The 24,729-nt window shown below is 73.4% G+C and carries 18 protein-coding genes and 1 pseudogene; 7 read left to right on the top strand and 12 right to left on the bottom strand.

Annotated elements, in window-relative coordinates:
- Positions 1 to 3: 3 nt before the first annotated feature.
- The 12 genes from ACYVK5_RS17510 to ACYVK5_RS17455 form a co-directional block, all read right to left on the bottom strand.
- Positions 4 to 303, bottom strand: coding sequence for a YggT family protein (locus ACYVK5_RS17510; protein ID WP_460707238.1), 300 nt, complete (start codon positions 301 to 303; stop codon positions 4 to 6).
- Between the two features lie 113 nt (positions 304 to 416).
- Positions 417 to 887 carry a cell division protein SepF gene (locus ACYVK5_RS17505; protein WP_460707237.1) on the bottom strand — a complete coding sequence of 157 codons (471 nt, stop codon included), beginning with the start codon at positions 885 to 887 and terminating at the stop codon, positions 417 to 419.
- A 328-nt stretch (positions 888 to 1,215) separates the two neighbouring features.
- On the bottom strand, positions 1,216 to 2,007 hold the full coding sequence (gene pgeF, locus ACYVK5_RS17500) for a peptidoglycan editing factor PgeF (protein ID WP_460707236.1): 792 nt from the start codon (positions 2,005 to 2,007) through the stop codon (positions 1,216 to 1,218).
- Between the two features lie 43 nt (positions 2,008 to 2,050).
- Positions 2,051 to 3,385, bottom strand: a complete 1,335-nt coding sequence (ftsZ, locus tag ACYVK5_RS17495) for a cell division protein FtsZ (protein WP_460707235.1) — start codon at positions 3,383 to 3,385, stop codon at positions 2,051 to 2,053.
- Positions 3,386 to 3,642: 257 nt separating this feature from the next.
- A complete protein-coding gene (locus tag ACYVK5_RS17490; protein WP_460707234.1) occupies positions 3,643 to 4,563 on the bottom strand; it encodes a cell division protein FtsQ/DivIB in 921 nt (306 codons plus the stop codon).
- Positions 4,560 to 6,011: a UDP-N-acetylmuramate--L-alanine ligase gene (murC, locus tag ACYVK5_RS17485; protein ID WP_460707316.1), complete on the bottom strand. Its 1,452-nt coding sequence runs from the start codon at positions 6,009 to 6,011 to the stop codon at positions 4,560 to 4,562. The genes ACYVK5_RS17490 and murC overlap by 4 nt, the downstream gene beginning before the upstream one ends.
- Positions 6,012 to 6,100: 89 nt before the next feature.
- Positions 6,101 to 7,231: an undecaprenyldiphospho-muramoylpentapeptide beta-N-acetylglucosaminyltransferase gene (gene murG, locus ACYVK5_RS17480; protein ID WP_460707233.1), complete on the bottom strand. Its 1,131-nt coding sequence runs from the start codon at positions 7,229 to 7,231 to the stop codon at positions 6,101 to 6,103.
- Positions 7,232 to 7,246: 15 nt separating this feature from the next.
- Positions 7,247 to 8,482, bottom strand: a complete 1,236-nt coding sequence (gene ftsW / locus ACYVK5_RS17475; RefSeq protein ID WP_460707232.1) for a putative lipid II flippase FtsW — start codon at positions 8,480 to 8,482, stop codon at positions 7,247 to 7,249.
- 15 nt (positions 8,483 to 8,497) lie between these two features.
- Entirely contained in the window at positions 8,498 to 10,204 is a 1,707-nt protein-coding gene (gene murD, locus ACYVK5_RS17470) for a UDP-N-acetylmuramoyl-L-alanine--D-glutamate ligase (RefSeq protein WP_460707231.1), read from the bottom strand.
- Complete coding sequence (mraY, locus tag ACYVK5_RS17465) at positions 10,201 to 11,283, bottom strand: phospho-N-acetylmuramoyl-pentapeptide-transferase (RefSeq protein WP_460707230.1); 1,083 nt, start codon at positions 11,281 to 11,283, stop codon at positions 10,201 to 10,203. The genes murD and mraY overlap by 4 nt, the downstream gene beginning before the upstream one ends.
- The gene (locus ACYVK5_RS17460) at positions 11,280 to 12,818 is read right to left on the bottom strand and encodes a UDP-N-acetylmuramoyl-tripeptide--D-alanyl-D-alanine ligase (protein ID WP_460707229.1); all 1,539 of its coding nucleotides are present in this window, start codon (positions 12,816 to 12,818) and stop codon (positions 11,280 to 11,282) included. Before ACYVK5_RS17460 ends, mraY begins: the two co-directional genes overlap by 4 nt.
- The gene (locus tag ACYVK5_RS17455; RefSeq protein ID WP_460707228.1) at positions 12,815 to 14,473 is read right to left on the bottom strand and encodes a UDP-N-acetylmuramoyl-L-alanyl-D-glutamate--2,6-diaminopimelate ligase; all 1,659 of its coding nucleotides are present in this window, start codon (positions 14,471 to 14,473) and stop codon (positions 12,815 to 12,817) included. Before ACYVK5_RS17455 ends, ACYVK5_RS17460 begins: the two co-directional genes overlap by 4 nt.
- Positions 14,474 to 14,738: 265 nt before the next feature.
- On the opposite strand from ACYVK5_RS17455, the gene ACYVK5_RS17450 reads away from it, so the two are divergent.
- From ACYVK5_RS17450 to ACYVK5_RS17420, 7 genes and pseudogenes are all read left to right on the top strand, one after another.
- A complete protein-coding gene (locus ACYVK5_RS17450; protein ID WP_460707227.1) occupies positions 14,739 to 17,462 on the top strand; it encodes a cellulose binding domain-containing protein in 2,724 nt (907 codons plus the stop codon).
- A 353-nt stretch (positions 17,463 to 17,815) separates the two neighbouring features.
- Positions 17,816 to 18,253, top strand: a complete 438-nt coding sequence (gene mraZ / locus ACYVK5_RS17445; protein ID WP_460707315.1) for a division/cell wall cluster transcriptional repressor MraZ — start codon at positions 17,816 to 17,818, stop codon at positions 18,251 to 18,253.
- Positions 18,254 to 18,437: 184 nt separating this feature from the next.
- On the top strand, positions 18,438 to 19,520 hold the full coding sequence (rsmH, locus tag ACYVK5_RS17440) for a 16S rRNA (cytosine(1402)-N(4))-methyltransferase RsmH (protein ID WP_460707314.1): 1,083 nt from the start codon (positions 18,438 to 18,440) through the stop codon (positions 19,518 to 19,520).
- Entirely contained in the window at positions 19,517 to 19,957 is a 441-nt protein-coding gene (locus ACYVK5_RS17435) for a hypothetical protein (RefSeq protein ID WP_460707226.1), read from the top strand. Before rsmH ends, ACYVK5_RS17435 begins: the two co-directional genes overlap by 4 nt.
- Positions 19,954 to 22,278, top strand: a complete 2,325-nt coding sequence (locus ACYVK5_RS17430) for a peptidoglycan D,D-transpeptidase FtsI family protein (protein WP_460707225.1) — start codon at positions 19,954 to 19,956, stop codon at positions 22,276 to 22,278. Before ACYVK5_RS17435 ends, ACYVK5_RS17430 begins: the two co-directional genes overlap by 4 nt.
- Before the next feature lie 796 nt (positions 22,279 to 23,074).
- Positions 23,075 to 24,265: an MFS transporter gene (locus ACYVK5_RS17425; protein ID WP_460707224.1), complete on the top strand. Its 1,191-nt coding sequence runs from the start codon at positions 23,075 to 23,077 to the stop codon at positions 24,263 to 24,265.
- A gap of 167 nt (positions 24,266 to 24,432) precedes the next feature.
- Positions 24,433 to 24,729, top strand: a pseudogene (locus ACYVK5_RS17420) (hypothetical protein); the annotation flags it as partial.

Genomic DNA, 24,729 nt, shown 5'->3' with positions numbered 1-24,729 from the left:
CAGTCATGCCGTCGCAATGGCGAGACTACCGACGATCGTTCTGGCAATAACCACCAGGAAAAAGAGCGCCATGAAAGCAAGGTCCAACTGGACCGAGCCCAGCCGCAGCGGGGGGATGACCCGCCGCAGGACCCGCAGCGGCGGGTCCGTCACGGTGTAGATCGCCTCGGCGATCACGAGGACGACACCGGACGGGCGCCAGTCACGGGCGAAGTACTGCACCCAGTCGAAGATCAGCCGTCCGATGAGCAGGAGCAGGAACGCGAACAACGCGAAGTCGATGATTCCCCAGAACAGAGCCACGGGACAAACCTACGCGACGGGCGCCAGGACGCGGTAACAGCGCGCCGGGCACCCCGGAGGATGCCCGGCGCGCCCGACCGGTCGGCAGGAAGCGGCCCCGCGGACGTGAAACGTCAGCTCTGGTTGTAGAACCCGCCCTTGCCCGTGGCGGGCGGCTCGGCCACGCGCTCCTCGCCCGCGATCTCCACGTGCTCCGGCGACAGCAGGAACACCTTGTTGGTCACGCGGTCGATCGAGCCGTGCAGTCCGAAGATGAGGCCGGCCGAGAAGTCGACCAGGCGCTTGGCGTCGGCGTCGTCCATGTCGGTGAGGTTCATGATCACCGGCGTGCCCGAGCGGAACGCCTCACCGATCATCCGCGCGTCGTTGTACGAGCGCGGGTGCACCGTGGTGATCCGGCGCAGCTCGGACGTGGACAGCGCGACATCGGGCGCGCCGTCGGGGTGCAGCGGGGTCACCTGGGCGTGTCGGTGGTCCTGCACGGTCTCCTCCACGTCCTCGTACTCGTCGTAGTACGCGTCCCGCTCGCCCTGCTCGTCGGCGAGGCCCAGATACAGCATGGTCTTTCGAAGCGCTCCGGCCATCGCTCTCTCCGTTCGTCGCCCTCTTGCGAATCCTTCTCCGCCATCCGGTCGGCCTGCGTGCGGCCGCACGAACCCGTGCGGCTTGACAAAAGTAGCCTGGCGCGTTCCGACACCGAAGTGCGACACGCCGTGCCATGACCAACTTTGCCAAAGTTGTTCAACTCACGCCCACTGAAATTACAGCTTTGTGCTTCCGCAGGTCAGGACTCGAACGGTAGCCGGGGTGTCTGACATCGACGAAGGGTGCGGCGCAGGGTGCGGGCCGAGGGACGAGGCATGCGCCCGGAGCGGAACACGAGGAGATGGCGCGACGAGCACTGACATCCGATCAGACCAGCGCGACGACGCCCGCCTGCCGGCCGGTGGCCGTCCCGCGGGCCGTCGCCCGGCGGTGGGAGAAGAACGCCTCGTCCTCGAGGGTGCAGTGCGGGACACGGGTCACGGCGACCCCGGCCCCGGACAGCTGGGCCCCGACGGCCGCCGGCAGGTCTAGGGCCGGCGTCCCCCACGACGTCTCGGCGAAGGCGCCGGGCACCGCGGACGCCACCTCGTCGCGCAGTTCCCCGGGCACCTCGTAGCAGCGTCCGCACACCGCCGGGCCCACCACGGCGCGCACCCGGTCCGGCCGAGCGCCGCGCGCCGTCATGGACTCCAGCGCACGCAGCACCACTCCGGCGGCCGTGCCCTTGCGCCCCGCGTGCGCGACGCCGACCACCCGCGCCTCGGCATCGGCGAGCAGAACGGGCACGCAGTCCGCGACCAGGACGCCGAGGCCCAGCCCGCGCTCGGTGGTCACGAGCGCGTCGCCGTCGCCCGCCGTATCCGGCGCGGGCTCGGCGTGCCACTGCCCGCGTTCCTCGGAGCCGAGCGGGATCACCCGGTCGGAGTGCACCTGTGTGGCGAAGGCCACCGGGATGCCGTCCAGGGCCGCGCCCAGCCGGGCCCGGTTCGCCCGGACGCGACCGGCGTCGTCGGACACGTTGAGCCCGAGGTTCAGGCCGGGGCCGGACGGCCCCGCCCAGGGCGGCGGGGAGACGCCGCCTGCCGCCGTGGTGAAGAACGCCAGCACGCCCTCGCCGAGCTCGGCGGGGATCGTGTCGATGCCGGTGGCCGCTGTCATGGGCCGGGAGCCTACGGGGTCGTCCGGGTCAGGCCGGCACGGATCACTTCAGGAAGTCCGGCACGTCGAGCTCCTCGCTCGCCCGGCGCGACGCCTCGTCGAACATCGGCGGCACCTCCACGCGCGTGCCGTGCCCCGAGGCGCCGTCGGCGTCCCGCCGGTCGAACGCGGGCGAGACCACCACCGCGGGCTCGTCGAGGCTCTCGGGCACGTCGTCCCCGCCGTCGTCGGTCACGACGTGCGGCAGCGCGGTCACCGCCGCGGGCGGGAACGACACGGGACGGTCGTCCCCCGGGGGCGCGGGCACGGGTTCCGGCGCCCGGCGCGCCGCGTCCGACGACGAGACGGCGGGCATCTGGGCGGTGGCGGGGGACGACGAACGCGCGCCCGTGATCGTGCCCAGCGCGCCGGAGTCCTTGCGCTGCTGCGGGACGCCGCCGTCGAACCCCGCCGCGATGACGGTGACCCGCACCTCGTCGCCCAGGGCGTCGTCGATGACCGTGCCGAAGATGATGTTCGCCTCCGGGTGCGCGGCCTCCTGCACCAGGCGCGCGGCCTCGTGCACCTCGAACAGCCCGAGGTCGCTGCCGCCCTGGATCGAGAGCAGCACGCCGTGGGCGCCGTCGATCGACGCCTCCAGCAGCGGCGAGGAGATCGCCAGTTCGGCGGCCTGCACGGCGCGGTCCTCGCCACGGGCCGAGCCGATGCCCATCAGCGCGGACCCGGCACCCTGCATCACGGACTTCACGTCGGCGAAGTCGAGGTTGATCAGGCCGGGGGTGGTGATGAGGTCGGTGATGCCCTGGACACCGGAGTGCAGCACCTGGTCGGCCGAGTGGAAGGCGGAGATCGCGGACACGTTGCGGTCCGACATCGACAGCAGCCGGTCGTTCGGGATGACGATCAAAGTGTCGACCTCGTCGCGCAGGTTCTCGATGCCCTGGTCCGCCTGGACGGCCCGGCGGCGGCCCTCGAAGGTGAAGGGGCGGGTCACGACGCCGACGGTCAGGGCGCCCAGGGACCGCGCGATACGCGCCACCACGGGCGCGCCGCCCGTGCCCGTGCCACCGCCCTCGCCGGCCGTGACGAAGACCATGTCCGCGCCACGCAGCACGTCCTCGATCTCCTCGGCATGGTCCTCGGCCGCCTTCTTGCCGACCTCGGGATCGGCGCCGGCGCCCAGGCCACGGGTGAGCTCGCGACCGACATCGAGCTTGACGTCGGCGTCCGACATGAGGAGCGCCTGCGCGTCGGTGTTGATCGCGATGAACTCGACGCCCTTGAGGCCGACCTCGATCATGCGGTTGACGGCGTTCACACCACCGCCCCCGATGCCGACCACCTTGATCACTGCCAGGTAGTTCTGCGGAGTTGCCACGTCGTCGCCTTTCGATCCGGGTCCTTGCGACCGCCCCCTGTCCCGCGAGAAAGTCTCAGGTTAAGGTAGAGGGTTAGTGTTATGTCACGTTGCTGCTGACTCCGACGGTATGTGCGTACCACTGCCGGTCCAAGAACATCGTCGCGCGTGTCGCGCCGCGATGCACGCTCGAATCACACTCGTGTGATTTCGCCGCGCGCGATCTCCCCGCGAGATCCCCCGCACGATCTCCCCGCGCGGCCCCGGCACGGGTGATCTCAGCGCGTGACCGGGAGGTCCGGGGACGAGACGTCGATGATGCGCGCGTCCGGCTCCGCCGCGCGGAGGGTGGTGACCACGCGCGCCTTCAGCTCCAGCCGGTCGCCGCTCCCCCAGACCACCGCGGTGCCGTCGACGAGGCGGGTGCGCACGTCGTCCTGTGTGTCGGCAGTGACCGACGCGACCTTGCCGGCGAGCCCCGGCGGCAGCGCCGCCATGACGTCCAGCGCGGCGAAGAGGGCGGCGCGCGAGCCGGGGTCGTCGGACAGCGGCACGCTGACCACGGGCACGTTCCTCGCCGACGTGGCGGTCCCGACCCGCACCGCGTCCTCGTCGAGCAGCGCGTACCCCTCGCCGTCGGGCACGGCGACCACGGGCTCGCGCGAGGTGAGCTCGACCGTCAGGCCGCGCGGCCAGTCGCGCATGATCCGCACGTCCTTGACCCCGTTCAGCCCCAGGACCCGCTCGCGCAGCGCGATGGTGTCGAGCCGGGGCAGCGGCACGCCGCGCTCGGGGAAGATCTCGTCGCGGACCTCGCCGACGTCGATGGTGGTGCCCTCGCCCGACACCGTGACCCGCTCGGTGTCCAGCGCCAGCACCGGCGAGAAGAAGGCCAGCCAGCCCAGCGCCACGGCCGCCGCCGCACCGCCCGTCGCCCAGGCGACGCGGCGCCAGAGGCGGGTGCGCGCCATGGCCCTGCGTTCGGCGTCCCGCTCGGCGAGCTTGTCGACCATGCTCACCGGCCCCGTCGGGGGCCCGGGCCGGTCCGCCGCCGCGGCGGTCCCGCCCGGGGTCCGCGCCGGAGTCGCCCGTTCCTCGTGCTCCGCCCCGGCCGAGGCGCCCGCGCCGCGGCTCTTGGCCCGCGCCGGGTCCTTCGCCGGAGGCTGCCCCCGCCGCGCCGGGGTGGACGGCTGTCTCATCCGCTCGCGTTCCCCGCAGCCCGCGGTTCCCCGGCCGTGGCGCGCTCGGCGAGCCGGGCCAGGATCTCCGGCCCGAGGATCGTGACGTCCCCCGCCCCGACGGTGAGCACCAGGTCCCCCGGCCGGGCGAGGTCCGCCACCGCGCGCGCGGCGTCGTGCATGTCGTCGACGGCGTGCGCCGTGTCCGGCGGCATCAGCCCCGTGATGGTACGCGGGCCGACCGCCGGGTCCGCGTCCTCCCGTGCCGCGTACACCCCGGTGACGACCACCTCGTCCGCGAGGGAGAGGACCCGCGCGAAGTCGGCGGCGAAGTCCCGGGTGCGCGAGTACAGATGCGGCTGGAAGAGCACCAGGACCCGGCCGGGCGCGGCCACCGTCCGGGCGGCCTCCAGGAGGGCCGCCACCTTCGTGGGGTGGTGCGCGTAGTCGTCGACCACGCGCACGCCGCCGGCCTCACCTTTCGGCTCGAACCGCCGGCCGGTACCGACGAAGGCCCGGGCGGCGGCGACGGCGTCGGCCGGCGGGACGCCCAGCAGCACGGCGGCGACCACGGCGGCCGTGGCGTTCAGCACGTTGTGCCTGCCGGGCACCGTCAGCCGCAGCGCCAGCGGCTGCGGCCCGAGCAGCGCACCGTCCAGCGTCGCCGTGGAACCGTCCGCCGCGGTGGTCAGATCCGCGATCCGCACGGCGGCGTCGTCGGACTCGCCGTAGGTGATCACCCGCCCTCCGCCGGCGGCGACCTCCCGCGCGACGGCGCGCGAACCGTCGTCGTCGGCGCACGCGACGAGGGTCCCGCCGGGCGCCAGGCGCCCGGCGAACTCCACGAACGCGGCGTGGATGGCCTCCGCCGTGCCCCAGTGGTCCAGGTGGTCCGGCTCCACGTTCGTCACGACCGAGACCACGGGTTCGTAGTTGAGGAACGAGCCGTCGGACTCGTCGGCCTCGGCCACCAGGATGTCCGACGATCCGAGATGCCCGCCGGGCGTCTCGCCGTCGGCCGTGCGGACCGTGCTGCCGATCGCGTAGGACGGGTCGGCCCCGGCCTCGCGCAGCACGGCGGCGAGCATGGCCGACGTCGTCGTCTTGCCCGCCGCGCCCGCCACGGCCACGCCCCGGCCGCCGGCCATCAGCGCCGCGAGCGCCTCCGAGCGGTGCAGCACGCGCAGCCCGGCGGCGCGGGCGGCGGCCAGCTCGGGGTTGGTCTCGCGCACGGCGCTGGAGATGACGACGGTGTCGGCCGGGCCGGTGTCGCCGGCCGCGTCGTCGCCCGTGCCGTCCCCGTCGCCGGTGACGTGCGCGGCGTCGTGCCCCACCCAGACCGGGACGCCTGCCGCGCGCAGCCGGGCGACGGCGGCAGAGTCGGCGCCGTCGGAGCCCTGCACCGCCACGCCCCGGGCGTGCAGCAGGTGGGCGACGACGGACATGCCGGCGCCGCCGATGCCGATCATGTGCACGCGCCCGAGACCGGCGGTCTCGTCGCGGCCGCGTCCCCCCGGTCCGCGACCGGGGCCCCGCCCCGGGTCGGGTGCGGCGTGGGTCACGCGATCGCCTCCGCGACGAGGTCGACGACGCGAGCGGCGCCGTCGCGGATGCCGGCGGTCGCGGCGCCCTTGGCCATGACCTCCAGCCGCTCGGGGTCGCCGAGGAGGGCGGGGATCGTGCCGGCGACCCAGTCGGCCGTGAGGTCGGCGTCGTCGACGAGGAGTCCGCCGCCGGCCTGGACGACGGGGGCGGCGTTGAGCCGCTGCTCGCCGTTGCCGATGGGCAGCGGGACGTACACGGCGGGGATGCCGAGGGCGGCCAGTTCGCTGACGGTGCCCGCGCCTGCGCGGCACACGACGACGTCGGCGACGGCGAGCGCGAGCTGCATCTCGGCGAGGTAGTCGCGCACCTGGTAGCGGGCCGCGGCGTCGGCGGGCAGAGCTGCGGCCAGCTCGCGGACCGGGCCGTCCTTCTCCTTGCCGGTCAGGTGCAGCACCTGGGCGCCGGTGGCGGTGACGGCCCGGGCGGCGCCGCCGACGGCGCGGTTGAGGCTGAGTGCGCCGAGGGAGCCGCCGGTGACGACCAGGGTGGGCCGGGCGGGGTCGAGTCCGAGGGTGGCGGCCGCCCGGGCGCGGGTCCCGGCGGGGTCGGCGGCGCGCTGGTCGACGAGGGCGGCGATCTCGGCGCGCAGCGGCAGGCCGGTGAGGACCCCGCCCTTGAGCGCGGTGCCGGGGAACGTCAGGCCGACCCGCGCGGCCCAGCGGGAGCCGAGCTTGTTCGCGAGGCCGGGCCGGGCGTTCTGCTCGTGGATGACGACGGGGACGTCCTTGCGCCGCGCGGCGAGGTACGCGGGAGTGGACACGTAGCCGCCGAACCCGACGACGGCCTGCGCGTCGATCTCCTCGATCGCGGCCTCGGCGGCGTGCACGGCCTCGCGCAGCCGGCCGGGCAGCGCGAACAGGTCGGCGGACGGCCTGCGGGGCAGCGGCACCCGGGGCACGTGCCGCAGCTCGTAGCCGCGGGAGGGGACCAGCTCGGCCTCGAGGCCGGTAGCGGTCCCCAGGGCGAGCACCCGGGCCTCGGGCTCGCGGCGGCGGATCTCGTCCGCGACTGCGAGCAGGGGGTTCACATGTCCCGCGGTCCCGCCTCCGGCGAGTACCACCGACCGGACGTCTGTCTGGGTCAACTCAGTTCCACCTCGTCATCGTTTCCTTCTCGTCGCCGCGCCGAGCACGGCCAGCGATCTGCGGACGACGCTACCGCGTGCGGCGAGCGCCTCCGACGCGCCGGGCTCGGTCCGTGCGAACGAGATCACCATTCCCAGGGCCCCCATCGTCGTGATGAGGGCGGATCCGCCCGCCGACACCAGGGGCAGGGGCACGCCGATCACCGGCAGGAGGCCGATGACCACCCCGATGTTCACCAGTCCCTGCCCGACGATCCAGCACGCCACCGCGGCCGTCGTGACCTTGACGAACGGGTCCTCGTGCCGCCGCACGATGCGGCTCATCGCCAGCCCGAGGACGGCGAAGAGGCCTAGCACGAGCAGTGTGCCGAGCAGGCCGAGCTCCTCGCCGATCACGGCGAAGATGAAGTCGTTGTGCGCCTCGGGCAGGTAGGACCACTTCTCGCGGCTCGCGCCGAGCCCGACGCCCCACAGCCCGCCCGTGCCGAGGCCGAACTTGCCGTGCAGCGACTGGTAGCACTCGCTCGTCACGTCGCAGTCGGCGCCGTAGGTGGCCAGGATGCGGTCGAGGCGGTCCCGGCTCTCCTGCAGCACGACGAACGCGTAGCCGACGACGGCGGCCACCGCGGCGCCCAGGCCCAGCAGCCCCGCGGGCACGCCGGCCACGATGAACGCGCCCGCCACCAGCAGACCGACGGTGATCGCCGTGCCGAGGTCGCCCCCGGCCAGTACCAGCCCGAGCACGACGACGGCGCCCGGCACCGCGGGCATGATCGCGTGCGACCACGAGCCCAGCAGGGCGTGCTTGCGCCCGAGGACCGTGCCGAGCCAGAGCGCGAGCGCGAACTTGGCGAGCTCGGACGGCTGGAAGCTGACCGGCCCGAGGACGAGCCAGTTCTGCTGCCCGTTGCGGATCTCTCCGAGGAAGATCACGAGGATCAGCAGCGCGACCGCGACCAGCAGGGCGGGCAGGGCGAGGCGCTTGTACCAGCGCACGGGCACGCGTGACGCGACGAACATGACGGGCAGGCCCATGAGCGCGTACTGCGCCTGGGTGAGGAAGTCCCGGTACGGGGAGTCGCCGTCGGCGATGGACGTGACCGCGGAGCTGGACAGCACCATGACCAGCCCGATCACGGTGAGCAGTCCGGTGGCGCCGATGAGCAGGAAGTAGCTCGTCACGGCGTTGTTCCACTGGCCGAGCCACTCGCGCTCGCCGCGCGCGCGTCCGGCCGACGACGTCGTCGCCATGCTCCCCTCGCTTCGTCAGTGACGGCGCCCGGCGCCGTCGTGCGCGCCGTCCCGGTCCGCCTCCTGGCGCACCGCTGCGGCGAACGCCTCGCCGCGGGCCGCGTAGGAGGCGAACTGGTCCATCGACGCGCCGGCAGGGGCCAGCAGCACCGTGTCGCCCGCCCGGGCCAGGCCGCGGGCGGCGGACACGGCCCGCCGCATCACTGTCCCAGTGTCGCCGGGATCGATCCGGACCACGGGGATCTGGGGGGCGTGTCGCGCGAGCGCGCCGGTGATCGGCGCGGCGTCGGCCCCGATGACGACGGCGGCGCGCAGCCGGTCCGCGCGGGTGGCGACGAGCTCGTCGAAGTCGGCGCCCTTGGCCAGTCCGCCGGCCACCCAGACGACGGTGCCGTGCGGGAACCCGGCGAGCGACGCCGCGGCGGCGTGCGCGTTGGTCGCCTTGGAGTCGTTCACGTACGCGACGTCGCCGATCTCGGCCACGCGCTGGATCCGGTGGTCGCCCGGCGCGAAGGCGCGCAGTCCGTCGCGGACCGCGGCGGCCGGGACCCCGTGGGCGCGGGCGAGCGCGGCGGCGGCGAGGGCGTTGGCCACGAGGTGCGCGGGCGGGGTGCTGCCGCCGGCCAGGTGCGCGAGGTCGGCGAGCGTGCCGAGCTCGGCGGCCGATCCGTGGCGTGCGGGGTCGTCGGCGGCGAGGTGGAACGCGCGGTCGACGAGCACGTCCTCCACGAGGCCGACGTCGCCCGGCCGGGGGACACCGGCGACGAACCCGACCGCCCGCGCGCCCTCGCCGACGTCGGCCGCGCGGACGAGGTCCTCGGTGCGCCGGTCGGTCGTGTTGTACACGCACGCGACCTGGGCCCGCTCGTAGATCCGGCCCTTGTCCGCGGCGTACGCGTCGAGCGAGCCGTGCCAGTCGAGGTGGTCGGGGGCGATGTTGAGCACGGCGGCGGCCTGGACGGCCATCGTGTGGGTGTGGTGGAGCTGGAAGCTGGACAGCTCCACGGCGAGCACGTCGAGCTCCGGGTCCAGCGCGGCCTCGATCAGCGGACGGCCCACGTTCCCGACCGCCGCGGACCGCAGCCCGGCGGACGTGAGGATCGAGTCGAGCATCTCGACCGTGGTGGTCTTCCCGTTGGTCCCGGTGACGGCGAGCCAGGGCGCGGGGCCGCGCCCCGCTCCGTCCTGCGCCGGGCCGGGACCGGCGCCGTCCGACGGCGCCCGCTCCACCCGTAGCCGCCACGCCAGCTCGATCTCGCTCCACACGGGCACCCCGGCCGCCCCCGCGGCGACGAGCAGCGGCGACGACGGCGCCCACCCGGGCGAGGCCACGACGAGGTCGGCCCCGGCGACGACGTCCGCCACGACAACGTCGTCGGCGCGCGACCACGCCATTTCACTGGGTGGTCGCGCTCCCGCCGGGCGAGATGGCGTGGTCGCCGACGGCGTGGCGGCGTCGTCGGTCGGCAGCGTGGCCGCGGCGTCGGTGGCCGCTGGGGACGGGAGGCGGATGTCGGCGTCGTCGGACCGGGCGTCGACCGTGGTCACGCTCGCGGCGCGGCTGCGCAGTGCCGCCGCCACCGCACGGCCGGTGACACCGTATCCGGCGACGACGACGCGGGCGCGCTCCAGCGGCACCGCCGGTTCGATGACCGGCCGGTCCGCATCTGCGCCGCCGGCCGCCGGGCGCCCTCCACCGGACGACGCCGGTCCCTGCGTCACGACACCACCCATTCGGCGTAGAAGATGCCCATGCCGAGCGCGGCGAAGAGGCCGGCGATGAGCCAGAACCGGATGACGATGGTCACCTCGCCCCACCCGGACAGCTCGAAGTGGTGGTGCAGCGGCGCCATCTTGAAGGCGCGCTTCCCGGTCAGCTTGAGGGAGCCGATCTGGATCGGGACGGACGCCACGATGATGACGAACAGGCCCCCGATGATCACCGCGAGGAGCTCGGTGCGCGACAGGATCGACAGGCCGGCGAATGCGCCGCCGAGCGCAAGCGACCCGGTGTCGCCCATGAAGATCTTCGCGGGGTTCGCGTTCCACCACAGGAAGCCGAAACAGGCGCCCATGATCGCGGCGGCGATGATCGCGAGGTCCTGCGGGTCGCGCACCTCGTAACAGCTCGGCCCGGCGGCGGCGAAGCGCTGGCAGGACTGGTTGAGCTGCCACACGCCGACCAGCACGTAGGCGCCGAACGTGATGAGGGAGGCGCCCGTGGCGAGGCCGTCGAGACCGTCGGTGATGTTCACCGCGTTCGACCAGGCCGCGACCAGCAGGTTCGCCCAGACCACGAAGAGGATGAGACCCACGGTCGCGCCGAAGAACGCGAGGTCGATGTTCGTGTCGCGCAGGAACGAGATCTTCGTGGACGCCGGGGTGCGGGAGTTCTCGTTCGGGAAGCCGAGTGCGAGCACCGCGAACGAGACTCCGATGAACCCCTGGCCGATCAGCTTGGCGCGCGCCGTCAGGCCGAGGGAGCGCTGCTTGCGGATCTTCGTGAAGTCGTCGAGGAAGCCGATGAAGCCGAGGCCCACCATGAGGTACAGGCACAGCAGCGCCGACACGCTCGGCAGCCGCTGGCTGACCATCATCGACACCGCGAAACCGACGAGCGTCCCGACGATGATCACGACGCCGCCCATCTGGGGCGTGCCGCGCTTGGTGAAGTGGGCGGTGGGCCCGTCCTGGCGGACGAACTGGCCGTAGTTCTTGTGGATGAGGAAGCGGATGAACAGCGGCGTGCCGAACAGGGCCACGAGGAGCGCGACGGCCGCGCCGACCAGGATCGCGATCACCGGGCGGCCTCCTGCCCGGTCGGCGCCGCGATCGGCGCGCCGGTTCCGGCGAGGTGGTCGCCCAGGCGCCAGAGCCCGGCCCCCAGTGACGACTTGACCAGCACCACGTCGCGCGAGCGCAGCTCGCCGTCCAGATAGTGCGCCGCCGCTTCGATGTCCGGCACGAACACCGTCTCCTCCCCCCAGGAACCCTCCTGGGTAGCTCCCTCATGAATGTGGTACGCCCCTTCGCCCACCACGACGAGGAGCTTGATGTTGAGCCGGACGGCCAGCAGGCCGACGTCGTGGTGCGCGACGCGCGAGTCGTCGCCCAGTTCGAGCATCTCGCCGAGCACGGCGACCGACCGCCGCTCGCGCCCGGCCACGATCGCCAGCGCCTTGAGCCCGGCCCGCATCGAGTCCGGGTTGGCGTTGTAGGCGTCGTCGATCACGGTGATGCCGTCGGGCCGTTCGGTGACGGCCATCCGATGCGGGCTCGCCGGTCCGGCGTCGGCCAGCCGGCCGGCGATCGTCACCGGGTCGAGACCGAGGCGCAACGCCACCGTGGTCGCCGCGAGCGCGTTGGACACGTGGTGCTCGCCCACCAGGGCGAGGGACACGGGTGTCTCCGCGGGCTCCGGCGCCGGCACACCGTCCGCGCGGGACGGCTCGCCGTCGTCGGCCCCGTTCCGGGCGGAGCCGGCCGGTCCGAGCACCTCCGGGCGCACCCGCAGCGTGAACGACGCGCGGCCGTCCGGCCCGGTCGTCACGTCCTGCGCGCGGACGTCGGCCGTGGGGATCGTGCCGAAGGTGACGACGGCGGTCCCGGCCGCGCGGTCGACCCGCTCGGCCATCGCGGCGACGCGCATGTCGTCGGCGCTCAGCACGACGGTGCCGCCCGGCCGCGTGCCCTCCGCCATCTCGCCCTTGGTCCGCGCGATCGCGTCGACGCCGCCGAACTTCCCGACGTGCGCGACGCCGACGGCGAGCACGACGCCGATGTCGGGCGGCGCGACGGAGGTGAGGTACTCGATGTTGCGCGGCGCGTCGGCGCCCATCTCCAGCACCAGGAACCGCGTGGCGGGCGTGACCTCCAGCACCGTCATCGGCAGCCCGACCTCGTTGTTCAGTGAGCCGGCGGGCACGATCGTGGCGCCCTCGGGCCGCAGCAGCGCGCCGAGCAGGTCCTTCGTGGTGGTCTTGCCGACCGAGCCGGTCACCGCCACCACCCGCAGGTCCGGGTTCTCCTCGCGGACCCGCGCCAGCACGTGGCGGGCGAGGTCGCCGAGCGCGCGCTGCGGGTCCGGCGTCACGACGACGGGCACGCCGGCGCCGGGCAGTTCACGCGCCGCGAGCACGACGACGGCACCGGCCGCCACCGCGGCCGGCACGAACGCGTGCCCGTCAGCGGACTCGCCCTCCCACGCGACGAAGAGCGCACCGGGCTCCGCCTTCCGCGAGTCGGTGACCACCGGTCCGGTCACGCGTGCGTCCGGTTCCCCGTGCAGCGTCCCCCCGGTGGCTGCGGCGACCTCCGCCGCAGTCAGCTCGATCATGCTCCGTCTGTCCTCTCGTGGTGATGGTCGACGTCGTCGGCGGGACGTCGCGTGATCGGTCCCTCGGGCGACCGATCTCGCGCCATCGCGCCGACCACGTCGGACTCCGGCCGCCTCGCCAGTGCGGCGCGGGCCTCCTCGCGGTCGTCCAGGTGGTGGTCCACGCCCGCGATCTCCTGGATGGTCTCGTGGCCGCGTCCGGCGATCAGGACGGTGTCCGCGGCAGCTGCCTCGGCGACGGCCCGCGCGATCGCGTCGGCCCGGTCCGCGATCTCGGTCAGCCCGACGTCGCGGCCGGCGCCCGCCAGCGCCTCGCGGGCCCCGGCGAGCACGGCGGCGCGCACGGCGGCGCGGTCCTCGCCGTGCGGGTCGTCGTCGGTCACGACGACGACGTCGGCGCCGCGCACGGCGGCCGCCCCCATGAAGGGGCGCTTGCCGGGGTCACGGTCGCCGGTCGCGCCGAAGACCACCGACAGCCGGCCCCGCGTCGTGGGGCGCAGCGCCGAGAGCGCGAGCTCGAGCGCCTCGGTGTTGTGCGCGAAGTCGACGACGACGCGCGGCGCGGTGGCCAGCACCTCCATGCGGCCGGGCACGGTGGCGGTGAGGCCGCCGGAGGACCGGAGCGCCGCGTCGACCGCGTCGAGGCCGGCCCCGGACTCCAGCACCATGACGACCGCGAGCGCCGCGTTGGCGACGTTGTAGCCGCCCGGCAGCGCGGTCCGCGTGCGCAGGGTGCGGCCGTCGCGGTGGGTGACCGTGAAGGCGGACCCGGTGCCGTCGGGCGCGATGCCGGACACCGTCCAGTCGGCGCCGGCGTCCTGCGGCCGGGTGCCCGTGCCGGTGGACAGGGTCGCGACGGGGACCTCGGCGCGGCGGGCCATCGCGGCGCCGTGCTCGTCGTCGACCACGACGACGCCGCGGCGGGAGCGCGCGGGCGTGAACAGCTCGGCCTTCGTGGCGAAGTACGTGTCCAGGTCGCCGTGGAAGTCGAGGTGGTCCTGCGTGAGGTTGGTGAACCCGGCCACGTCGTAGACGACGCCGTCCACCCGGTGCTGGGCGATGGCGTGCGAGGACACCTCCATGGCGAGCGCGTCCACGCCGTCGGACACCATCGCGGCGAGGACGGCCTGCAGGTCGGCGGCCTCGGGCGTGGTCAGGACGCTGGGCAGCACGCGGTCGCCGGACCGGGTCTCCACGGTGCCGACGAGGCCGCTCGTCCGGCCCAGCGCCCGCAGCAGGTGGTCGAGCTGGTAGGTGGTGGTCGTCTTGCCGTTGGTGCCGGTGAGACCGAAGGTGAGGAGCCGTTCGGCGGGCGTGCCGTACACGCGGGCGGCGGCGGGTCCGGCCGCGGAGCGCGGGTCGGGGACGACGACGACGGGTGCGCTCTCCCCGGCCAGGAGCGCGGCTCCCGCGGGGTCGGTGAGGACGGCCGTGGCGCCGCGCGCGAGGGCGTCGGCGGCGAACCGGGCTCCGTGCACGCGCGCACCGGGCAGGGCCACGAAGAGATCTCCCGGTCCTGCCGCGCGGTTGTCGGAGACGACGCCCGTGACCTCGGCGTCCGTGTCGGGGACTGCTGCTCCGAGGGCCGCCGCCAGGTCGCTCGCCCGATGCGGTGTCACGTGATCCGGGCGGATCCGAGCTTGCGGGGATGTCACGGGGTAGAACCTACCGTCTGCGGGCGCGGCTGCCGTACGCAGCGGTGTTGTGACGATCCTGACCCGGCGGGTCCGCGCCTCACCACGTCGTCTTCATCGGGCGGTACTTCTCGTCGCTCGAGGGATGCGCGACCCGCAGGCCTAACCGTTTAGCTTCCTCCGATCGTCGAAGCGCTTCAACTACGTTGCCCGTGCCGGGCACAGAGCCGTGCCCGCCGGGGGCCAGGCCGGCCCCTGAGGTGTCGGCACGAAGAGGTGAGCACGGATGAGACTTCGGCCAGTCGTCGCAGCCCTTGCCGGGTTGGGACTCGGAGCGACCGGGCTGGGGGTCGCCGCGGTGAGCACCGCGGCCGAGACCACGCCCGCGTCCGCCGCGCGGAGTGTGACCGCGCAGCAGACCGACTACGAGTGGGGCAACGTCGAGATCGTCGGGGGCGGCTTCGTCCCCGGCATCGTGTACAGCGAGGCCGAGCAGGGCCTGGCCTACGTCCGCACCGACGTCGGAGGCGCGTACCGCCGGGACCCGGGGACCAGTCGCTGGATCCCGCTGCTGGACCACGTCGGCTGGGACGACTGGGGCCACAGCGGCGTCCTGTCGATCGCCCCGGACCCGACGGACGCCGACAACGTCTACGCGATGGTCGGCTCCTACACGAACTCCTGGGACCCGAACAACGGCGCGATCCTGCGCAGCTCGGACCGGGGCGAGACCTGGGCCAGGACCGATCTGCCGTTCAAGGTGGGCGGCAACATGCCGGGGCGCGGCATGGGCGAGCGGCTCGCCGTCGACCCCAGCGACCCGAGCGTGCTGTACCTCGGCACGGAGGGCGGCCACGGGCTGTGGCGCAGCACCGACAGCGGCGCCACCTGGTCCGAGGTCGGCAACTTCCCGAACCCGGGCAACTACGTCGCCGACCCGTCGGATCCGAACGACTACCTCACCGGCAACCAGGGCGTGCTGTGGGCCGAGTTCGACCCCGCCGGCGCGCCGGCGGGCAGTCCGAGCAACACCGTCTACGTCGGCGTCGCCGACAAGGAGAACAACGTCTACCGCTCCACCGACGCGGGCGCCACGTGGGAGCGCGTGCCCGGCCAGCCCACGGGCTTCGTCCCGCACAAGGCGGTGCTCGACACCGCGGGCGGCCAGTTCTACCTGGCGACCTCGGACACGGGCGGCCCCTACGACGGCGCGCTCGGCGACGCGTGGCGCATGGACACCGCCACCGGCGCGTGGACGCGGATCAGCCCCGTGCCGTCGGACGACCCGGACGCCTACTTCGGCTACTCGGGCCTGACGATCGACCGGCAGGACCCGGACACGATCATGGTCGTCAGCCAGATCTCGTGGTGGCCGGACATCCAGGTCTACCGCAGCACCGACCGCGGCGAGACGTGGAGCCCGATCTGGGAATGGGCCGCCTACCCGGAGCGCACCCTGCGCTACTCGCTCGACATCTCCGGGGCGCCGTGGCTCGACTTCGGCAACCAGGACGCGCCGGACGACCCCAGCCCCAAGCTCGGCTGGATGACGGAGTCCTTCGAGATCGACCCGTTCGACTCGGACAGTTTCCTGTACGGCACCGGCGCCACGGTCTACGGCGGCGAGAACCTCACCGCGTGGGACGAGGGCGGCATCGTGGGCATCGGCGTCCGCGCCCAGGGCATCGAGGAGACCGCGGTCCAGGACCTCGCCGCACCGCCCGGCGACGTCGACCTCATCTCGGGGATGTACGACATCGGCGGCTTCGTGCACGACGACGTCGCCACCGTCCCCGACCGCTTCCACTACACGCAGCCGTACCAGACGGGCGTGCTGGGCGTGGACTTCGCGCAGGACGCACCGGACACGATGGTGCGCGTCGGCGAGTCGGACGAGGACGGCGCCGGGCACCTGGGCGTGTCGACGTCCGGCGGCGACTCGTGGTGGGCCGCCCAGGAACCGGGCGGCGTGTCGGGGCCGGGCACCGTCGCGCTGAACGCGGACGGTTCCCGGATCCTGTGGAGCCCGGACGGCGCGGACGTGCACGTGTCCACGACGCTCGGATCGAGCTGGACGGCGTCGTCGGGCGTGCCCGCCGGCGCACGGGTCGAGGCCGACCGCTCCGACCCGCAGCGCTTCTACGCCATGGCGGGCGGGACGTTCTACGCCTCCGACGACGGCGGCGCCACGTTCACGGCCTCCGACGCCGCCGGCCTGCCGACCGGGGACGTGCGGTTCGGGGCGGTGCCGGGACGGTCCGGCGAGATCTTCGTCGCCGGGAGCGACGACGACGGTCCGTACGGGCTGTGGCACTCGACCGACGGCGGCGCCACGTTCGCTGCCTTGGCCGGCGTCGACGAGGCCGACGCCGTCGGCTTCGGTGCGCCCGCCCCCGGGTTCGATCACCCGGCGGTCTATGTCTCGGCGCAGGTGGACGGTGTTCGGGGCCTGTTCCGGTCCGACGACGCCGGAGCGTCCTGGGTCCGGATCAACGACGACGAGCACCAGTTCGCATGGACGGGCCAGGTCGTCACCGGCGACCCGGACGTGTACGGCCGCGTCTACGTCGGTACGAACGGCCGCGGCATCGTCATGGGCGAGTTCACCGGGACGACGCCCACTCCGACACCCACTCCCACGCCGACGACGACACCGAGCCCCGATCCCACCGGGACGGCTCCGGCGCCGGACTGTGTGGCCGGATGGCAGGTCGTGAACGAGTGGGGCAGCGGCTTCCAGGGTGAGGTCACGGTGACCAGCACCGGTTCGGAGACCGTGGATCCGTGGGTGATCGAGTGGTCGTTCGCGGCGGGTATCCAGATCTCCAGCGGCTGGGGCGCCGACGTCGACCAGGACGGCACGGCGGTCACGGCCGCGGCGCCGTCGTGGAACACCGGCCTCGACCCCGGGGAGTCGGCGACGGTCGGCTTCGTGGCGACGATGCCGGACGGCACCACGCCGTCGGCCGACGACATCCGTCTCGGAGGCAGCGTCTGCGGTTCTTCCTGACCGTCGACCGGTCTTCGACGTAGACCACGGGGTGGACGTCCGGTTCCGGCCGGTCGTCCACCCCGTGTCATGTGTCCGCCGGGGCGGGCGTCCGGCACCTCCGGGCGCCCGCCCCGGCGCTTTGCGTCGAGCGCCCGGATGGCCCGGAAGGGAACACGCGCGATTTCCGCAACTCCTCCACCGCGTCTTTATGTTCTTGACCTGCACATTGACATTACCTGCACGAGTTGCCGCGATCAAATCTCAGGCTATGTGGAGCAAAGTGGAGTAGCGTGGAGGCCGCGGGAGCGCGAGGGGAGGTGCGGGCCGTGGACACTGCGACATCCGGGTTGCCGGCGGGCGCGTTCACCGGCCTGGGCCTTCTTCTCGGCACGTTCACCCCGAAGCTCGACGAGAAGGGCCGGCTCATCCTTCCCGCCAAGTTCCGGGGTCGTCTCGCCGGGGGGCTGGTCATGACCCGCGGTCAGGACAGGTGCCTGTTCCTGCTCCCGATGGACGAGTTCGGCCGGATCTACGAGCAGGTCCGTTCCGCGCCCGTGACGAGCCGGCAGGCGCGCGACTACCTGCGGATGTTCCTGTCGAGCGCCTCGGACGAGGTGCCCGACAAGCAGGGCCGGGTATCCATTCCCGCACCCCTGCGCGAGTACGCGGGCCTGGGTCGCGACGTCGTCGTGATCGGGGTCGGCACCCGCGTGGAGGTCTGGGACGCGGAGACCTGGGCGGCCTACTCGGAGGAGAAGGAGGCGGGTTACGCCGGGATCGCCGAGGCGATCTCGGACCTCGGCATCTGACTCCCGGCCGTCCGGTGAGGCCTCCTCCCGCGAGGTCTGGCGCACTTCCCCGGCGCCAGAAGCGCGGAGGGAGACCTGACCGGGCGGCCCCGCTCGCCGGGGCGTGGCCCTCGGCACCTGGGCAAAACAAAAGAATCCGGCAAGTAACGATAACGGCATGAAAATGGAAGGAGGGCGGGACATGATGAACGCGACCCAGGAACGCGCCGGCGGCGCGGAGGACCGGCACCTGCCCGTCCTCCTGCAGCGCTGCGTCGACCTGCTCGCCCCGGCTCTCGCCGGGCCGGGTTCCGTGCTCGTCGACTGCACGCTCGGCATGGGCGGCCACACCGAGGGCGTCCTGGAGCAGGTGCCCACGGCCCGCGTGATCGGCATCGACCGCGACCCGGAGGCCCTCCGGCTCGCGTCCGAGCGCCTGGCGCGCTTCGGCGACCGGTTCACGCCGGTGCACGCGGTCTACGACGAGATCGGCGACGTCGTCGCCGACCACGCCGCCGGCGGCCGCACCCCGGGCGCCGTGCAGGGCGTGCTCATGGATCTCGGCGTCAGCTCGCTGCAGCTCGACGAGACCGACCGTGGGTTCGCGTATGCCCAGGACGCGCCGCTCGACATGCGGATGGACCCGACCCGCGGGCACACGGCGGCCGACGTGCTCAACACCTACGACGAGCGGGAGCTCGCACGGATCCTGCGGGACTACGGCGAGGAGCGGTTCGCCCCCCGGATCGCGCGGGCGATCGTCCGGCGGCGCGAGTCCGAGCCGTGGGAACGCTCCGGCGACCTGGTCGACCTGCTGCGCGCCACGATCCCGGCCGCGACCCGCAAGACCGGCGGGCACCCCGCCAAGCGCGCGTTCCAGGCGCTGCGAATCGAGGTGAACGGCGAGATCGAGGTGCTCGAGCGGGCCGTCCCGGCGGCGATCGAGGCGCTGGCCACCGACGGACGGATCGTCGTCGAGTCGTACCACTCGCTGGAGGACCGCATCGTCAAGCGGGCCCTGCAGCGCGGGACGACGTCGTCGGCCCCGCCCGGCCTGCCCGTCGAGCCCGAGACCCACAAGCCCTACCTGGAGGCGCTGACCCGCGGAGCGGAGACCGCCGACGGGCCGGAGCTGGAGCGCAACCCGCGCTCGGCGTCGGTCCGCCTGCGGGCCGCCCGGCGTCTGCGCCCCACCCCGGACCATCTGCGCGAGGCACGCGGCACGCGTGCCCGGGCAGACCACGAGACCCCCCGGAAGCACCAGGCACGCAAGGAGGACCGCCGATGAGCGCAGCACGCGCCACCGCCGCGCGGACCAGTACCGCACCCACCCGGTCGCCGTCGCGCCCGGCGAACCGCCGGCCCTCGCTGACGGCGATCCCCGGCGGCGCCGGACGGACCGGCCGCCGGTTCGACGTCGTCCGCGCGCCCCTGCATGCCCGGTCCAAGGTCCCGTTCCTCGTGCTGTGCGCCACGATCCTGCTCGGCGCGCTCGTCACCGCGCTCGTGCTGAACACGACGCTGGCGCGCGGCTCGTACGAGATGGCGCGGCTCCAGAGCGACGTGGGACGCACCGCCCAGGACGTGCAGGGCCTCCAGGAGGACATCGCACAGGCCGAGGCGGACCTCGCCGACACCGCGCGCTTGTACGGGATGGTCCCGGCCGAGAACCCGACCATGCTCTCGGTGAAGACCGGCAAGGTGGTGCAGGGGAACGACAAGTGACGACGCCGCGCGAGCCCGGTCGCTCACCAGCGCCCCGGGGGACGGCGTCGTCGGGGCGCGGCGCGCCGTCGAAGGGCTCGAAAGGTGCGGCCGGGCGGGCGAGCGGGGCCAGGGCGGCACCGCAGGGCACCGCGAAGGCCGCGTCCGCCCGGAAGTCCGCCCCGCGTGACTCGTCGCGCGGGGCGGCGGCCGGGCGGGCGTCGTCGGGCACGAAACGGTCGGGGGCGAAGCGGCCGGAGACGAAGGGCGCGACGCCGCGTGCCAGGCCGTCGGGCACGAAGCGCGCAGCAACGCCGTCCGGCACGAAGGGCGCGGCGAAGCCGTCCGGCACGAACGGCGCGGCGAAGCCGTCCGGCACGAACGGCGCCAGGAAACGGTCGGGCGCGAAGCGGGCGGGCGGCCGCCCGCCCGCCCGCAAGAAGCCCGCCGCCACGTCTCGTCTCGGCCTCCAGGCGCCGCCGGAGCAGCGGCGGGCGTCCTCCGAGAGGACGCGGGGCGCGGCCGGTGCCCGGCGCCCGGCACCCCTGGAGGGCCGCCGCTTCACCCCGACGCGCCCGGCCCCGGGCCGGCCGGAGGTGCGGCAGCGCTGGCTGATCGGCGTCACCGCGGTGATCATCCTGGTGTTCGTGGCCCGGCTGGTGCAGGTGCAGGTGATCCAGGGTCCGGCGCTGGCCGCGGACGCGCAGGCGGCCCGCCTGGCCACCGCCGTCACGCCCGCGCACCGCGGGGACATCACCGACGCCGACGGCGTCGTGCTGGCCACCTCCGTGGACCGCTACACCGTCGTAGCGGACCCGGTCGCCATCAAGGACTTCCGCGGGCACGGCCGCGTCGACTCGCGGGGCGACGCCGTCCAGGACGGCGCGCTGGGCGTGGCCCAGCTCCTGGGCCCCGTGCTGAACATCCCCGACGCCGAGCTCGCCGCCCAGCTGGTGGGCGAGTCGCGGTACGTCGTGCTCGCCAAGGACGTGGTGCCGCGCGCCCAGCGCGCGATCGCGGAGCTCGGGCTGCGTGCGTACATCCGGACCGACCTGGTCAGCAAGCGCACCTACCCGGCCGGCACGGTGGGTGCGGGGCTGCTGGGTTTCGTCGACGGGGAGCAGGCCGGCCAGGCCGGCGTCGAGGCCGCGTACGACGACGTGCTGGCAGGCACTCCCGGCTCCGAGACGTACGAGCGCTCGCGCGACGGCCTGCGCATCCCTGCGGCGGAGCAGGAGAACACTCCGGCCGTGCCGGGCGACGACGTGCGCCTGACGCTCGTGCACGACGTGCAGTGGAAGGCGCAGGACGCCGTCGACGAAGCCGTCCGCGAGACGGGTGCGGCCTACGGGATCGCGGTCGTGCAGGACGTGCGGACCGGCGAGGTGGTCGCCCTGGCCGACTCCGACGCGCCGGACCCGAACGACCGGTCGACGGCCGCCGTGGCGCGGCAGTCGAACGCCGTGACGGCGGTGTTCGAGCCGGGCTCCACCGGCAAGGTGATCACGATGGCCGCCGCGCTGGAGACCGACGCCTGGAAGCCGAACTCGCGCTTCACCGTGCCGTACCGGTGGACGGCGCCGACGGGCCAGACGTTCAGCGACTCGCACGAGCACGCCGTCGAACGCCTCACCCTGGCGGGCGTGCTCGCGGAGTCCTCGAACGTGGGCACCGTCATGGCGGGCGAGAAGATCCCGCTCCAGACACGCCTGGACTACCTGAAGAAGTTCGGGTTCGGGCAGATGACGGGCCTCGGCCTGCCCGGCGAGTCGGCCGGGCTCATGCCGTCCGACGACGTCGAGACGTGGGACATGCGTACCCGCGACACCATCCTGTTCGGCCAGGGCGTGGCGGTGAACGCCATCCAGGCGACCGGCGTCTTCTCCACCGTCGCCAACGGCGGCATCCGCCTGCAGCCCACGCTGCTGGCCGGGACGACGGACGCCGAGGGCGCCGAGTCCGCCGCCGAACGGCCCGACGGCGAGCGCGTCATCTCCACCGACACCGCCGACACCCTGCTGCACATGATGGAGGCCGTGACCGACGACGACGGCACCGCCGCCAACGCGAACGTGCCCGGCTACCGCGTGGCCGGCAAGACCGGTACCGCACAGATGTGGCTGGAGAACGGGAAGCAGACCTACATGGCGTCGTTCGTGGGCGTCGCGCCCGCCGACGACCCCCGTTACACCGTCGGCGTGTTCCTCCGCTCCCCGAAGAGCAGCATCTACGGCGGCGACGTCGCCGCACCGGTGTTCGCCGACGTCATGGGCTTCACCCTGCAGACGATGGACGTCCCGCCGAGCGACGAGAAGTACCGCCCGATGAAGACGACGTGGTGAGGAGGGGGGCGGGCCGGGGCGCGCTGATCGGGTGGCCGGACGCTGGCGCCTGGTGTGCTGAATACCGGGTAGCGGGTGTGCTGAAAACCGACTGGCGGGTGCGCCGAACACGAGCTGGCGTCCTGCGCCGGAGATTCGTGGTGGAGGTCCGCTGCGGTTGGTCGCGAACCGCAATCTCATACCGGCTGTTTCCGGCGAACCGCAACGTCATGCCGACCCCACGGGTCCAACCGCAGCCGCGCGACGGTTCCCTGCGCTCGAACCGCACCGTGAGTTCGTTGGCGTCGGCGAACCGCAGCCTGAGTCCGCCGGTGTCGGCCGAACCGCACCCTGAGTGCGCCAGTGTCGGTCGAACCGCAGTTCGAGAACGGTTTCCGTCGCCGAGCCGCAGTGACACGCCGACAATTCCCGGTGTTGTCGGCGTGTCCCTGCGGCTCGGCGGCGGTCGGCATACACAGGCTGCGGTTCGACGGCGATCGGCGGACGCAGGCTGCGGTTCGCCGACGCCGGCCGACGCACGATTGCGGTTCGCGACGAACCGCAACGGACCTCCACTACCAATCTCAGGCGCCGAACACCAGCGGACGCAGACGGCGCCCTGACGGGTGACGGTCGAGCCCGCGGCTTGGAGCGGGCGAGCGGGCCGCGCACTATGGGGCGTATGGTCTCGTGGTCCCGGGCTGCGCCGACACCGGCGCCCTGTCCCCTGAAGCAGCTTCCACCGTTCAGCCCGCGTGAATCCCGGTAAAGCGGAACTCGCTTGTCCCGTGCGGCGTGGCGGCCCCACACTCGCCGTATGACCACGACCTCGACGGCAGGGAACCCAGGCGACGTGACTCACAAGTCGCGCGGCTTCACCGTGCTCCTGGTCGTCACCTTCCTCGCGCTCACGAACTACGCGGCCCTGCTGTCGGTCGTGCCGCTGTGGGCCGCCGAGGGCGGTGCCGGTAGTGCGGCCATGGGCAGCACTACCGGCGTGATGATGACCGGTACGGTCGCCGCACAACTGGCGATGCCGTGGCTGTTCCGCCTGCTCGACCTGCGCACGATGGTCGTCGTGGGCGCCGCGCTTCTGGGCATCCCGACGCCTCTCTACCTGTTGACCACCGACCTGGCACCGATCCTCGCGCTGTCCGTGGCGCGGGGTGCGGGGTTCGCGCTGGTCGTCGTCGCGGGCGGAACCCTGGTCGGCGAGCTGGCGGCGAGCGGCCGCTTCGCTCGCTCCGCCGCCCTCTACGGAACGTCGGCGGCCCTACCCAACCTGGTCGCGCTGCCAGGTGGTGTCTGGGCGGCCCAGACCTGGGGGTTCGACGTCACCTTCTGGTTCGCAGGCGCCGCGTCCCTGGCCGGCTCACTCATCGCCGTCGGCCTGCCCGGCCGTCGTCGCGGGAGCTTCACGTTCGCGTCACTGGCCGCAGCACGGCACATCGTCCGCCCGATCGGGATCTTCCTCCTCGCCGCGGCCGCCTTCGGCGCCGCGACCACCTTCCTCCCGGTAGCCGGGCCGGGCAAACGGGACATCGCTCTCGCCTTGCTGACCGCATCGGTCGCGCTGGTCACGGCACGCCTGGCCGCCGGAGCCGTGGGCGACCGGATCGGCACCGGGAAGCTCCTCCTGCCCGCAGGCCTGACGTGCGCCGCAGGCGTCGCCCTCATCGCCGTGTCCCTGGCCGGCGGCCCGTGGTTCCTCCTCGGAGCGTTCCTGCTCGGCATCGGATTCGGCGCGACACAGAACGACTCCTTCGTCTCCGTCATGCGCACCCTCGGGCCCGGCCACCATGGCGCAGCCAGCACCATCTGGAACATCGCCTACGACGGCGGACTCGGCGCGGGTGCGTTCACGCTCGGGTTCGTGATCGCCGGGGCGGGGTATGCAGGGGCGTTCCTGGCGCTGGCGGCCGCGATCGGTGTTGTTGTGCTGGGGCTGACTGCAGGCGGCAAGCGGACTGCAATCGCGTCTACCTCAGGTCTCCGACCGGGAACATAGAACACCCACGCAAGCCACCGTTCTCACGGCAATGCTCGATAGGCCTCTGCCCATCCCAGGAACCGCTCATCTCCGAGGCGACCAGCGACAAAATCACCCGGCATCTGTGACTGTTCAGCGTAGTGGCTGACCTGCGGTGATGGGGTGGTGTGGGGTAGGTTCGGTGTGTGTCCGCGCCGTCGCTTGAGGAAGCCCTCGCGATGATGGTGCGCCTGGAAGCGCGGCTGGTGGATCTGGAGCGGTCGAACGCGGCGTTGGCGTTGGAGAACGCCGAGCCGCGACGGCGGGTGGGTCTGGATTCGTCGAACAGCGGTGGGCCACCGTCGTTGGACGGGTTGGGTAAGAAGCCCGCGAACAAGAGCCTGCGGACCTCGTCGGGCCGGCGGCCTGGGCGGGGCAAGGGTGGCAATCCCTTGAAACCGTGGAGGCGTGATTTTGCTTGGTCTGGCAGTCGTGCCTCGCGG

It is taken from the genome of Myceligenerans halotolerans (assembly GCF_054782975.1).
Note: the sequence above shows the minus strand (reverse complement) of the source record. Positions and strands in the feature narration are given on the sequence as shown.

Coding starts and splice junctions, on each gene's coding strand:
- ACYVK5_RS17505 (WP_460707237.1), bottom strand. CDS start 887: ATGGCCGGAGCGCTTCGAAAGACCATGCTGTATCTGGGCCTCGCCGAC.
- pgeF (WP_460707236.1), bottom strand. CDS start 2,007: ATGACAGCGGCCACCGGCATCGACACGATCCCCGCCGAGCTCGGCGAG.
- ACYVK5_RS17490 (WP_460707234.1), bottom strand. CDS start 4,563: ATGAGACAGCCGTCCACCCCGGCGCGGCGGGGGCAGCCTCCGGCGAAG.
- murC (WP_460707316.1), bottom strand. CDS start 6,011: ATGATCGGCATCGGCGGCGCCGGCATGTCCGTCGTCGCCCACCTGCTG.
- ftsW (WP_460707232.1), bottom strand. CDS start 8,482: ATGGCGACGACGTCGTCGGCCGGACGCGCGCGCGGCGAGCGCGAGTGG.
- ACYVK5_RS17460 (WP_460707229.1), bottom strand. CDS start 12,818: ATGATCGAGCTGACTGCGGCGGAGGTCGCCGCAGCCACCGGGGGGACG.
- ACYVK5_RS17450 (WP_460707227.1), top strand. CDS start 14,739: ATGAGACTTCGGCCAGTCGTCGCAGCCCTTGCCGGGTTGGGACTCGGA.
- rsmH (WP_460707314.1), top strand. CDS start 18,438: ATGAACGCGACCCAGGAACGCGCCGGCGGCGCGGAGGACCGGCACCTG.
- ACYVK5_RS17435 (WP_460707226.1), top strand. CDS start 19,517: ATGAGCGCAGCACGCGCCACCGCCGCGCGGACCAGTACCGCACCCACC.
- ACYVK5_RS17425 (WP_460707224.1), top strand. CDS start 23,075: ATGACCACGACCTCGACGGCAGGGAACCCAGGCGACGTGACTCACAAG.